The 9487-nt window shown below is 68.5% G+C and carries 20 protein-coding genes; 3 read left to right on the top strand and 17 right to left on the bottom strand.

The features are described 5' to 3' along the window. Genes OVA21_RS04065 through OVA21_RS04135 form a run of 16 tightly spaced genes read right to left on the bottom strand, consistent with a single transcriptional unit; the run spans position 1 to position 6668 of the window. The gene (locus OVA21_RS04065; RefSeq protein ID WP_268091839.1) at positions 1-552 is read right to left on the bottom strand and encodes a 3'-5' exonuclease; all 552 of its coding nucleotides are present in this window, start codon (positions 550-552) and stop codon (positions 1-3) included. Positions 553-584: 32 nt separating this feature from the next. Beyond that, positions 585-1145 (bottom strand): hypothetical protein, encoded by a 561-nt coding sequence (locus tag OVA21_RS04070; RefSeq protein ID WP_268091840.1) that lies wholly within the window; start codon positions 1143-1145, stop codon positions 585-587. Continuing rightward, positions 1142-1309 (bottom strand): hypothetical protein, encoded by a 168-nt coding sequence (locus OVA21_RS04075; protein WP_268091841.1) that lies wholly within the window; start codon positions 1307-1309, stop codon positions 1142-1144. The genes OVA21_RS04070 and OVA21_RS04075 overlap by 4 nt, the downstream gene beginning before the upstream one ends. Next, positions 1302-2804: a ParB/RepB/Spo0J family partition protein gene (locus OVA21_RS04080; RefSeq protein ID WP_268091842.1), complete on the bottom strand. Its 1503-nt coding sequence runs from the start codon at positions 2802-2804 to the stop codon at positions 1302-1304. Before OVA21_RS04080 ends, OVA21_RS04075 begins: the two co-directional genes overlap by 8 nt. After that, on the bottom strand, positions 2801-3106 hold the full coding sequence (locus OVA21_RS04085; protein ID WP_206474718.1) for a hypothetical protein: 306 nt from the start codon (positions 3104-3106) through the stop codon (positions 2801-2803). Before OVA21_RS04085 ends, OVA21_RS04080 begins: the two co-directional genes overlap by 4 nt. Next, a complete protein-coding gene (locus OVA21_RS04090) occupies positions 3106-3342 on the bottom strand; it encodes a hypothetical protein (RefSeq protein WP_268091844.1) in 237 nt (78 codons plus the stop codon). Before OVA21_RS04090 ends, OVA21_RS04085 begins: the two co-directional genes overlap by 1 nt. After that, positions 3339-3545 carry a hypothetical protein gene (locus OVA21_RS04095; protein WP_268091845.1) on the bottom strand — a complete coding sequence of 69 codons (207 nt, stop codon included), beginning with the start codon at positions 3543-3545 and terminating at the stop codon, positions 3339-3341. The genes OVA21_RS04090 and OVA21_RS04095 overlap by 4 nt, the downstream gene beginning before the upstream one ends. Beyond that, positions 3542-3790 (bottom strand): hypothetical protein, encoded by a 249-nt coding sequence (locus OVA21_RS04100; RefSeq protein WP_069388722.1) that lies wholly within the window; start codon positions 3788-3790, stop codon positions 3542-3544. The genes OVA21_RS04095 and OVA21_RS04100 overlap by 4 nt, the downstream gene beginning before the upstream one ends. Further along, positions 3787-4146, bottom strand: coding sequence for a hypothetical protein (locus tag OVA21_RS04105; RefSeq protein ID WP_268091846.1), 360 nt, complete (start codon positions 4144-4146; stop codon positions 3787-3789). Before OVA21_RS04105 ends, OVA21_RS04100 begins: the two co-directional genes overlap by 4 nt. Beyond that, positions 4146-4373: a hypothetical protein gene (locus OVA21_RS04110; protein ID WP_268091847.1), complete on the bottom strand. Its 228-nt coding sequence runs from the start codon at positions 4371-4373 to the stop codon at positions 4146-4148. Before OVA21_RS04110 ends, OVA21_RS04105 begins: the two co-directional genes overlap by 1 nt. Further along, positions 4370-4633 carry a hypothetical protein gene (locus OVA21_RS04115; protein WP_268091848.1) on the bottom strand — a complete coding sequence of 88 codons (264 nt, stop codon included), beginning with the start codon at positions 4631-4633 and terminating at the stop codon, positions 4370-4372. Before OVA21_RS04115 ends, OVA21_RS04110 begins: the two co-directional genes overlap by 4 nt. After that, positions 4630-4851, bottom strand: a complete 222-nt coding sequence (locus OVA21_RS04120; protein WP_268091849.1) for a hypothetical protein — start codon at positions 4849-4851, stop codon at positions 4630-4632. The genes OVA21_RS04115 and OVA21_RS04120 overlap by 4 nt, the downstream gene beginning before the upstream one ends. After that, positions 4851-5396, bottom strand: a complete 546-nt coding sequence (locus tag OVA21_RS04125) for a hypothetical protein (protein WP_268091851.1) — start codon at positions 5394-5396, stop codon at positions 4851-4853. The genes OVA21_RS04120 and OVA21_RS04125 overlap by 1 nt, the downstream gene beginning before the upstream one ends. Beyond that, the gene (locus OVA21_RS04130; protein WP_268091853.1) at positions 5393-5734 is read right to left on the bottom strand and encodes a hypothetical protein; all 342 of its coding nucleotides are present in this window, start codon (positions 5732-5734) and stop codon (positions 5393-5395) included. Before OVA21_RS04130 ends, OVA21_RS04125 begins: the two co-directional genes overlap by 4 nt. Next, positions 5668-5886 carry a helix-turn-helix domain-containing protein gene (locus tag OVA21_RS19315; protein WP_069388478.1) on the bottom strand — a complete coding sequence of 73 codons (219 nt, stop codon included), beginning with the start codon at positions 5884-5886 and terminating at the stop codon, positions 5668-5670. Before OVA21_RS19315 ends, OVA21_RS04130 begins: the two co-directional genes overlap by 67 nt. Further along, positions 5883-6668, bottom strand: coding sequence for a phage antirepressor (locus OVA21_RS04135; RefSeq protein ID WP_268091854.1), 786 nt, complete (start codon positions 6666-6668; stop codon positions 5883-5885). The genes OVA21_RS19315 and OVA21_RS04135 overlap by 4 nt, the downstream gene beginning before the upstream one ends. Before the next feature lie 152 nt (positions 6669-6820). Between OVA21_RS04135 and OVA21_RS04140 the strand changes: the two genes are divergently transcribed. Further along, a complete protein-coding gene (locus tag OVA21_RS04140) occupies positions 6821-7111 on the top strand; it encodes a hypothetical protein (protein ID WP_268091855.1) in 291 nt (96 codons plus the stop codon). Between the two features lie 65 nt (positions 7112-7176). On the opposite strand, the gene OVA21_RS04145 is transcribed toward OVA21_RS04140, so the two are convergent. Further along, a complete protein-coding gene (locus OVA21_RS04145; RefSeq protein ID WP_268091856.1) occupies positions 7177-7494 on the bottom strand; it encodes a helix-turn-helix transcriptional regulator in 318 nt (105 codons plus the stop codon). A 173-nt stretch (positions 7495-7667) separates the two neighbouring features. On the opposite strand from OVA21_RS04145, the gene OVA21_RS04150 reads away from it, so the two are divergent. Both OVA21_RS04150 and OVA21_RS04155 read left to right on the top strand, forming a co-directional pair. Beyond that, entirely contained in the window at positions 7668-8372 is a 705-nt protein-coding gene (locus tag OVA21_RS04150) for a hypothetical protein (protein WP_268091857.1), read from the top strand. Next, positions 8372-9379, top strand: coding sequence for a hypothetical protein (locus tag OVA21_RS04155; RefSeq protein ID WP_268091858.1), 1008 nt, complete (start codon positions 8372-8374; stop codon positions 9377-9379). Before OVA21_RS04150 ends, OVA21_RS04155 begins: the two co-directional genes overlap by 1 nt. The last annotated feature ends 108 nt before the right edge of the window (positions 9380-9487 follow it).

Consider the following 9487-nt stretch of genomic DNA (forward strand, 5'->3'; position numbering starts at 1 on the left):
CTACCGCGCCTTCGCTTGGGAGTGCAGGAGGCGGGACGCCTCCGCGGTGGCGCGGGCGTCTCCGAGCGCGGAGTGTGCTTCGGCGTTCGTGACGCCGAGGGAGGCGAAGAGTTCGGCGGACGACGTCGGTTCGGCCGGGTCGATGTCGAGAACGCCGGCGGCGTAGGTGGCGAGGTCGCGGAGCTGGTACCGGCGGCGGCACTCCACCTTGTGGTACTCCATCGCCGCGTCGATGAAGCGGGCGTCGAACGCCGGGTTGACCCCGGCGAGGATGTTGCCGTCGAGCATCGTGCCGAGGTCTTCCCACCGCTTTCGGGTCGTCTCGAGGTCGACCTGGTGGGCGTAGATGCCGCGCTCGAAGTAGCGGTTGACCTTCATCGCGCCCGGGTGAGCGTCCTGGAGCCAGGTTGCGCGGATCGGGGCGGGGACGAAGTACAGCTCGTCGCCGGCGGTGAGGTCGATGGCGGCGACCTCGAGGACGTCGTGGACGTTCGGGTCGAGGCCGGAGGTCTCGACGTCGACGACGATCAGGTGCGGCAGGGTGCTGGTCACGGGGCGTGCTCCTTCAGGGTGGGGACGAGCGGTCATGACGCCTTCTTGGCGGGGGAGTAGACCGCGGTGATCTCGTCGCGGACGGCGCGCGCGGCGAGGCGGAGGACGTCGCCGACGGTCTTGTTCTGGGACATCGCCTGCTGCTCCATGCGGACGGCGAGCGCCTCGAACACTTTGCGGTCCCGGTTGCGGGCGTCGTCGCCGGCGTGGGCGGTGGCGTGGCCGACGGTGTCGAGCTTGCGGCGCAGCTCGCGGACGTCGCGCTGGGACTGGTTGAGGGCGTCTTTCTCGGCGGCGAGGGTCTCGCGGGTGTTCTCGAGGTCGCGGGTGGTCTCGGCGATCTCGGTCTCGAGTTCGACGACGCGGGCTGTGGTGTGGTCGTGCTTCTCACGCTCGGCGGCGAGGGCGGTGGTCGACTTGGCGAGGAGGTCCTGGGTCTGGCCCAGGTCGGACTCGAGGTGGCTGATGCGCTGCTCGGCGTCGCGGGCCTTGCGGCGCTCGCGCGGCGAGGGGGCGGTGTCGGTCTGGTGCGGGGTGAGGATCTCGGCGAGCTGGTCGCGCACCGCGGGGTCCTTGACGATGTAGGTGCTCATGGTCTGGTCCTGTCGAGTTCGGCGAGGAGGTCGGTCTGCCCGGGGATGGGCGGGTGGTCGAGGGCGGCTTCGCGGCCGGCTATCCAGCGGAAGATCTGGGCCTGCCGGTCGGGCGGGAGGGAGGCCCACCAGGCGTCGGCGAGACGGGCCTGCGGGTCAGTCATCCTCTGCGGACTGGTCGGCGTCGGCCATGAAGGCCTCGTACTCGTCGATGTGGGCTTCCTCGACGGTGGAGAGCGGGTAGTCGTAGTCGTCGACGAGACCCTGGAGGTAGGCCACGGTCCCGTCGTCCCACGACTGGGCGACTCCGAGCGCGTCGTGGTCGCGGTCGTGGCCGATGTGGATCCACCAGGCGGCAAAGATCAGACGGTCGAGAGACCAGCCGGCGGGGTCGAGGGCCGGGTCGTCGCCGTCGAGCTCGGCGTCGGGGCCGGCGATGATCGGCGCCAGGCGTTGCCGGTTGCTGGCCATCCTGTACCCGTCGGGGTCCTCGGCGACGAGGTCGCGCAGCTGCCGCTCTCGTACTCCCGGCTCGGCGCGCATTCCCTCGCGCCACTTCTCGTGCAGCCACCGGAAGCGGGTGGCCTGCGCGGTCTCCCGGTCGCGGCGCTCCTGCCGGTACTTGTCGTTCTGCTCCTCGCGGACAGCGCGGGCCGCGGCCTCGCGCGCCTCCTCGGCGGCAGTGTCCTCTTCGTTGTCCTCCGGGACCTTCTCGGCGCTGACGAACGTGGTGCCCTCGGTGGGGTCTTCCTCGGCGCGGGGGCGGATCTGCACCCACTGGACGCGCGGTGCGGAGTTGCCGCCCCACGGTTGGTACTCGGCGACGTACACGCTGACCGTCGGGTCTGTGACGTCGTCGGGGCGCTGGGCGAGGAACAGGCGGACCTCGTCGGGTCCGGCGGCCGCGGGCCCGTCGGTGATGGTGGCGCCGGTCTCGGTGAGTTCGGCGAGGATGGTGTCGCGCTTGCGGTTGAACTCGGCCTCGGCGAGGGCCTTCTCCAGGGTGTAGCGGAAGTTCGGGGTCCCGATGAACCTCTCGACGCGCTCGGCGAGCTCGTGGTCGCCGTCGAGCTTGGACAGGTGCAGCGCGTCGGAGATGGTGATCTGCCCGTCGTCGACGGCGGTGCGGGCCTTCTCTGTGAGGCCGGCGATCTGGGCGCGGTCCTTGACGTGCTTGGAGGTGCGGCCGATGGCCTTGGCGATCTTCGCGGGGGTGACGTCGAGGTCGAGCAGTGCCTGGACGGCGTCGCCTTCCTCTGTGGGGGTGAGGTCGGTGCGGGCCATGTTCTCGGCGAGCATCGCCTCGAGGACTGCGGCTTCGGTGTCGAGGTCGTAGCGGATCACGCACGGCACCTCGGCCCAGCCGAGGGACTGGACGGCGGCGAGGCGGCGGTGCCCCATGACGAGGGTGTAGCCGGCCGCATCGTCGGCGGCGGCTGGTGCGACGACGAGGCGGCGGTGCCCCATGACGAGGGTGTAGCCGGCCGCATCGTCGGCGGCGGCTGGTGCGACGACGAGGGGCTGGTGCAGGCCTCCGGACTTGATCGAGGCGGCGAGCTCGTCGACGCCCGTGACGGTGCGGCGGACGTTGCGCGGATGCGGATGGACGTGGTCGATGTCGACAAGCGCGAACTCGGACGTGGTCGGAGTGGTGGTCATCGGGTGGTCTCCGTCAGGTGTGGTCGGCGAGCCGGGCAGGTCGCGAAGTGCGGCACCCACAAGCGGCTGGCGCGGTCGGCGGGGTAACGGCGGGCCCGGTCGCGGGCCTCGTCCAGGTCATGGCCGGACAGTTGCACCACAGTCGAGGTGCGGCGCCCGGTCGGTTCGGTGATGAAGCGGCGGTGATAGATGCCCAGCTCCGGGTCCGGAGACACGTCGAGCGGCACGGCCTTCCCCGAGGGGATGAGCGTGGCCCACGCGATCTCGTGGCCGCATTCGCGGCACCAGGCTGGGCGACCCATCAGGCGCCCTTGGCCAGTTCGGGGTGGACAGGCCACCAGGCCTGCACCGGGAACTCGATCGTCGAGGTGTCGCACAGGCCGCCGTGCCCGGCCCAGTACACGCCGCCCGCGAGGGGCGACGACGCGCGCTGCGCGAGGGTGCCGATCTGGCCCCGGGCGTCAGCGATCACCGTGTGCGGCGGGCAGTCGCGCAGCTCCACGAGCGTGTCCACGGTGCGGACCTCTCCCTCGGTCATGACGCCACCCCCATGAGGGAGAACCCGAACTCGATAGCGAAGAACAAGACCGTCCCGGCGACACTCATGAGGAGGGCATGCCAGAACGCTCCGGCCATTGCCTCGCGCAGCGAGAAGCCGAACGAAAGCCCCAGCCCGGCACTGAACGCGAAGAGGGCGCAGAACGCGACGGCGAACCAGTAGAGGACGATGAGCACACTCACAGCAGGTCCTCGATTGGGAGCTGGGACAGGTTGACCGCGTCGCGGCGGGCGTCGAGCTCCTCGTACAGCTCGTGCAGGGTCTCGTCGACCTCCTGGTAGGAGGTGACCGGCTGCCAGTCGCGGCCGTCGATGTGCAGCTCGACGGTCTCGCCCCGGTCCAGCGCGCTGCGGGCGACGCTCTCGAGGTAGGCGAGATCGCCGTTGCCGATGGTGAAGCCGCTGCCGGAGCGTCGTAGGTAGATCATCGGATTCCCTCCTTGTGCTCGGCGAGCAGGGCGAGGGCCTGCTCGGTTTCGGCGCGGAGTTGGTTGACGTCGATCACGGCGAGGACCTCGCGCGCCTCGGGCACGGTGCGGGCGTAGGAGGGGGCGGCGGTGATCGGGGTGGGGGCCGCGACGGCCGGCATCCCCTCGGCGCGGGGGCCACGTGCGGCCTGTCGCTCCGTTCCGGCCGTCGCGGGGTTCTGGAGCGCGTCGGCGGCGGCGGCCCACAGGGCGGCGCGCATCCGGGCCTCGCGCGGGGTGGTGCCGGCGGGGGCGACGATGCGGTCTGATCCTGCGGAGCGGACGTCGCCGGCGGCGTCGATGTAGACGGCGACCATCACAGACCCCCGCGTGAGGCGATGATCATCATGATGAGCACGTAGATCACGATGATGCTGAGGGTGACGTACAGGCTGTACTCGTCCTCGCGCAGAAGCGGCCCGTCCGGGACCTCGGGCGTGGCGGGCGGCGCCGGGCGCGGGGCGGGGATCTCGCCGCGCCCGGCCTCGGTCGCGTACGGGAGCGGGGCCGGCAACGGCCGGTCTGGGCGGGTGTCGGTGCTCATCGGATCCTCCGGGGCAGGTGGCGGGACGGCTTGACGCCGGTCGCGCGTTCGATCTCGCAATGGTTGTGGCCCGCCGCGACCAGGGCCGGGATGTAGTCGGCGATGTCGTCGGGGCCGCAGATGTCGTCGGGGACGGGCAGCCCGGCGACGATCAGTTCGCGGATCCGGCCGAGGACCACCCAGTCCGGCACGTCGGCGGTGAGGTCCCAGTGGATCGAGTTGGACGGGGCGAGACTGGTGACCGTGGTGGCGGTGGTCATGACGTCCTCCCGGGGAAGAGCTGGATGTCGTCCAGCGCGACGGGCGCCAGAATCGTGCGGTGGTTGTGGTCGCGGATCCACACCATCGCCGCCCGTTCACGGGTCGGCAGGTGGGTGAACCGGTCGATGCCGCGCACCACGTGGTAGCGGCCGTAGGCGCGCGCGTAGGCGTGGTCACCGGTGGTGATCTCGGTGGCGGGACGCATGTCGGGGGTCATCACTGCTCACCGCCTTCGGGGTTGAGCGCGGTGGCGGCCACGACCCAGTGCCACGACCCGGCGCGGATGCAGGCCACGCGGTGCTGGTCGTCGCCGTCGCCGTCGTAGAACCGGAGTTCGGTGCCTTCGGGGCGGGCGTAGGTGGTGTGCCGCTCGGCCAGGACGCGGATGTCGGAGCCGTTGGAGCAGCGCACGATCCACGCGGTCTTGCCGCGATCGGTGTGGGCGGGCATCGCCGCCGGCGACGGCAGGTTCTCACCGAACGAGGGGACGGAGCAGTCGCGGTGCTCGGCGGTGAAGTCCTCGAGCATCCGGTGCTCGGCGTCCAGGGCGTCGGTGTCGACATCGTCGTCCGCGGCAGGCGCACCGGCCGCACCGCAGCCGGCGCCGCACTGCGTGCAGTCGGCGTGCCAGTCGCCGTTCGACTTGGAGACGACGACGACACTGCCGGTCTTGGTCATCTGGGACGGCACGGGCAGGACCATCGGTCCGCCGGCGAACTCCTCGGCCTCCACGACCGCGGCGAGGGTGTCGGGTGTGGTCATGACGAGACCTCCAGAATGTGAGTGAGGGAGCGGCGTATTTCGCGAGAGTCGCTGTCGGTGGTGTCCTCGTCGGACAGGATCGAGGCGATAGCGGTGAGCAGGCCGACGGCCTTGATGCGGGTGGGGGCGTGGCCGCCGACGACGACCTTGAGGGCCTTGCCGGTCTCGCGGCCGCAGGTGCAGTCCGCGGGGTGATCGACGGCGGGCAGGTCCTCCAGCGTGGCCACGAGTACGAGCGGATGCTCGGCGGTGTCGAGGAGTTCGTAGAGCATCACGCCGCCGCCAATGGCTGGCCCGCCGCGATCCACGCGTCCAGCGAGGACCTCGGAATCCGCCACAATCCGCCAGGCCTGTCACGCCTGGCCGAGATGACGCCCAGCTCGCACAGCCCAGCGATCGTGTTGTGGTCCCGGCCCACGAGAGCGCCGGCTTCTCGGGACGTCAGCACCAACTTGAACGCCGCCCGAGCCACATCAACCGGGGCGCTCACGACGCCACCGCCTCAGACATCGGCAGTGGATCGATCGCCAGGAGCCCGAGCTTGCGCTGGATGAACGCGATCCCCGACGGCTGCACGTACGTCGTGTACGACGTGCCCTGCTCGCCGTTCGAACGTTCGAACGTGTGGGCCTTCACCTCGAAGTGGTGCATGTACTTCTGGTAAGGCGTGTTCCGCATCGGTCCCTTCGCGATGAACACCCCGGCGTTCCTCAGATCGCGGAACAGTTTGTTCTGCGACGAGCCGAGCATCTTCGCCACCGCGCCGACGCCGTACTTGCCGGTCGCGTCGAGGAAGTCGTCGTACGCCTCAGCCTTCGGCGCCAGGGCCTTGTTCTCGGCCTCGAGCGCGAGCCGCTCCTCCTCAGCGTTGAGAGCGAGCCGCAGGATCTCCTGCCGCGACAACGACGCCGGATCGAACGCCGGAGCGCCGTAGCTGCCAGTGCGGCGGATCTCCGGCAGGACGGTCCCGGTGATCCAGCGGCGGAACGCCGCCGCCTCCGGCTTATCGGACCGGATCACCACCTCGTACATGCCCGGCTCGGACACGACGGTCGCGTTCTGGTGGCGACCGAGGGCGTCACGGATGGGGTACGTCTGGCGTACCCCATCCTCGAGTCGCTCCGCGATCTGCGAGGGCCCCCGGGTGAGACCGAGCACTCGGCAGAGGTCGGCGAGCACGAACCACGGCTCGCCCTCGATCGAGACGACACGTACCTGCGCGTCGCCGTAGTTGAACGGGACCAGCGTCCCGGTAGCATGGTGTTCGGACATTGTCTCTCCTACGAGTTGGTGTCATGCCCGCCGCGAGTACCAGTCGCGGCGGGCTTCTCGTTTCCGGAGGCGGTCGGGACCGATGAAGCGGCCCCGACCGCCGGGGACTCTCCTACGCTCGAAGCACCACACACCGAGCAAGGAGAAGACTGATGGGGAACTGGGACGAGCTTCGCGAGCAGGTCGCGGAGACTGCGGAGAAGTTCCTGCAGAAGGCCGACACTTTCCCCTACGAGGCGACGGCGTCGAAGGCGCTGATGTCCCGCCAGGCCGCGATCCTGTATGACCTGGTCGACGGAGAGGGTGCGCCGAATTCGCTCCTCAAGTCGGTCCTTGACCTGTCGATCGCGCAGCTTCACGCGGTCACGGACCTCGAAGGACGCCTGATCTCCGTCGAGCGGCATCTCAAGAGACTCGACTTCGGAATCGATCCGGCCGAGTAGAGCTTCGACCTCGGCGGACGCGACGGCAGCTCCGCCGATTAACTGGCCGTCCCACTTCAGCCACGTCATGACGCCACCGCTGTCTCGCTAGCGCTGCCGATTGCCACATCGGGCATGGCGACGACCTCGTGGGCGACGAACAATTCCTCCCAGTCGCGACCGAGCCGCGCGGCGATTGCGCACGCCAGGTCCTCGCTGATGTTCTTCAGTCGGCCGGACTCTAGCGCGTAGATCGTCGTGTGTGAGCGGCGCACCAGGAAGGCGAGCTCGCGTTGCGTGTAGCCCTTGGACTTGCGGCACCGGCGCAGGGTGCCCGGGTCCTTGACTTCCATCCAGCACTCCAATCGTCGTCCGCGCCGTCTGGCGCGCTGCTGCGTCCTCATGTCTACTCCTCGGTCCACTGGTTGGCAACTGCTAGCGCTAACGGTAGGCGTGCGGTTGCCAGGGTGTCAATAGGCATTTATCGACGTCATGCGGCTAGCGTCGTAAACCTGGTTGACAGCGCACTCGCTGAGGCGCTGGCGCAAGGAAGTCGTGACGAAGGAGAGTTCAGGCCGTGAACGCACCCCGCACCCTTCGTGAGCTGCTCGAGGAGGCCTCCGGATACGGAGAGCTCTCCACGCGGCAGCTCGAGGCGAAGGTGCACAGCGCTGTCGAGAAGGGCGACCTTCGCGGCAAGCTGAACCGGGCGACGATCGCGCAGATCCTCAACGGCAGCTATCGAAAGCGCCCGACAGACGACACGATCCGCGCCATCGCCTACCTCGCCGGCGTCAACGACGAGGTCGCGTTCACAGCAGCAGGACGACGCACCCCAGGAAGGCCCTTCGCAGAAGACCTCCCCGACGGTGTCGACGACCTGACCCCAAAGGAACGCGAGGCCGCCGTGTACATGCTGCGCGTCCTCGTCCAACAGCGACGGGAGCTCAACCAGAATGAAGACCAGGACACGCAGGACCCGCAGGGCGATCCGAAGGCTGATGGAGAAGCTGGGACTCGCGGAGCCCCCATGAAGCCCGTCTTCTACCTCGAGGACCGCCGCGCCCCCGACGTCGACGACATGCTCGACCGAGTCACCGCGGAAGCCCGCCGGCAGGAAGAGGGGGAGCAGGAGTCTGAGGAGCCGCTGCCGTTCGACCCGACCGCAGTGCACGCAGCACGCGACGTCGACGGACCGTCCCAGGGCGAGCTCCGCCGCCGGCCTGGGAAGAACGCCGGCGAAGAGAACCAAGAGCCAGGCGACGACTGGGAAGGTGCGTGATGACGACATACGGGTTTCGACTTTTTCGGTTCACCGTTCATCAAGGACAGAAGCGCAAAGAGCAGGACCTCGTGGTGCACGAGGACGGTAAGGCGCCCTGGAGGTATGTGGACCACTTGCACTCGGCGGCTGCGGCGCGTGAGGGCACCTCCAATTCGGGGCACCCGCCCAAGCCAGACGGCAGTCCTTACAAGTCCTACGGCGAAAGTCCAGTATTCGAGCTTCGCAAGGTCATCCGCGGTGGCGGTCACCTGGCTGGTGCGTTCAGATTCGGGCGGGACGGAGGGCACGAATGGGCCTACCCGATTAAAGCGGACGATGACCGCGATCCAGTCGACATCGAGGGGATGGCGCCAGCGCGGAGATACAGGTTCGCGATGCTGTTTCCCGATTCGGGCAACGAGGGCGTGCTTATGCTCGAGTCCGTCGGCGGGGCTTGCCCCTACCAGTCGTTCATGCGGTGGGTTCGATACTGGTCGCAGCAGGCGACGGCCGGGACCGATGATGCGTGGTACCGCATGAAGGTGACTCCGATAGCCGACAAGGACCAGGTCGACGAGTTTCTCAAGGGCGCGAGGGTCGACGAGTTGGTTCTGTCCAGCGAAAAGGCAAGTAGGTCTCGTCGAATTTCGGAGAAGGGCTTCAAGCTCACGACGAAACTCGACGCGAGTTCGAAGCGAGCCGCGCTCAGCAAGCTGACCACGGCGATCACCGCCGGTAAGCCGGAAGATGAGCTCGCCGATGACTTCGCCAAGCTTGTCGGGGGAGGGGTCGACGCGCTCGACTTCGAGGACGCGTGGCTGCATGTGGACTCGCCGACCTTCGGCTCGCAGACGATCAGTCCCAGCCGGCTCCCCGAAGTCTTCACCTACCGGATCGGCACCGAACGACCGGACGAGGATGTACTGCATCAGGAGGTGAAATCACGCCTACGTAAGCTCGACAAGGTGCCAGCGGTGACTACTATCAAGCACACAGGCTGGCCGACTGGAGTTGACGATGTTTGATCGGTTCGATCTACGTTCCATTTTCCGGGCTCAGTGGCGGTCTTTGTCCTACTTCGGCGATCGCGGGGCGGACGGCACGAGGGCGGTTCACCCAGACATAGTGGCTCG

This window comes from Dietzia sp. SL131 (assembly GCF_026672565.1).
GTDB classification, from domain to species: Bacteria; Actinomycetota; Actinomycetes; order Mycobacteriales; family Mycobacteriaceae; genus Dietzia; species Dietzia kunjamensis.

Bases quoted from the DNA above. Each gene is read 5' to 3' on its own strand.
- OVA21_RS04125 (WP_268091851.1), bottom strand. From the start codon at position 5,396: ATGACCACACCCGACACCCTCGCCGCGGTCGTGGAGGCCGAGGAGTTC.
- OVA21_RS04075 (WP_268091841.1), bottom strand. From the start codon at position 1,309: ATGACTGACCCGCAGGCCCGTCTCGCCGACGCCTGGTGGGCCTCCCTC.
- OVA21_RS04070 (WP_268091840.1), bottom strand. From the start codon at position 1,145: ATGAGCACCTACATCGTCAAGGACCCCGCGGTGCGCGACCAGCTCGCC.
- OVA21_RS04110 (WP_268091847.1), bottom strand. From the start codon at position 4,373: ATGAGCACCGACACCCGCCCAGACCGGCCGTTGCCGGCCCCGCTCCCG.
- OVA21_RS04155 (WP_268091858.1), top strand. From the start codon at position 8,372: ATGACGACATACGGGTTTCGACTTTTTCGGTTCACCGTTCATCAAGGA.
- OVA21_RS04090 (WP_268091844.1), bottom strand. From the start codon at position 3,342: ATGACCGAGGGAGAGGTCCGCACCGTGGACACGCTCGTGGAGCTGCGC.
- OVA21_RS04135 (WP_268091854.1), bottom strand. From the start codon at position 6,668: ATGTCCGAACACCATGCTACCGGGACGCTGGTCCCGTTCAACTACGGC.
- OVA21_RS04080 (WP_268091842.1), bottom strand. From the start codon at position 2,804: ATGACCACCACTCCGACCACGTCCGAGTTCGCGCTTGTCGACATCGAC.
- OVA21_RS04100 (WP_069388722.1), bottom strand. From the start codon at position 3,790: ATGATCTACCTACGACGCTCCGGCAGCGGCTTCACCATCGGCAACGGC.
- OVA21_RS04120 (WP_268091849.1), bottom strand. From the start codon at position 4,851: ATGACCCCCGACATGCGTCCCGCCACCGAGATCACCACCGGTGACCAC.
- OVA21_RS04105 (WP_268091846.1), bottom strand. From the start codon at position 4,146: ATGGTCGCCGTCTACATCGACGCCGCCGGCGACGTCCGCTCCGCAGGA.
- OVA21_RS04115 (WP_268091848.1), bottom strand. From the start codon at position 4,633: ATGACCACCGCCACCACGGTCACCAGTCTCGCCCCGTCCAACTCGATC.
- OVA21_RS04140 (WP_268091855.1), top strand. From the start codon at position 6,821: ATGGGGAACTGGGACGAGCTTCGCGAGCAGGTCGCGGAGACTGCGGAG.
- OVA21_RS04145 (WP_268091856.1), bottom strand. From the start codon at position 7,494: ATGAGGACGCAGCAGCGCGCCAGACGGCGCGGACGACGATTGGAGTGC.
- OVA21_RS04085 (WP_206474718.1), bottom strand. From the start codon at position 3,106: ATGGGTCGCCCAGCCTGGTGCCGCGAATGCGGCCACGAGATCGCGTGG.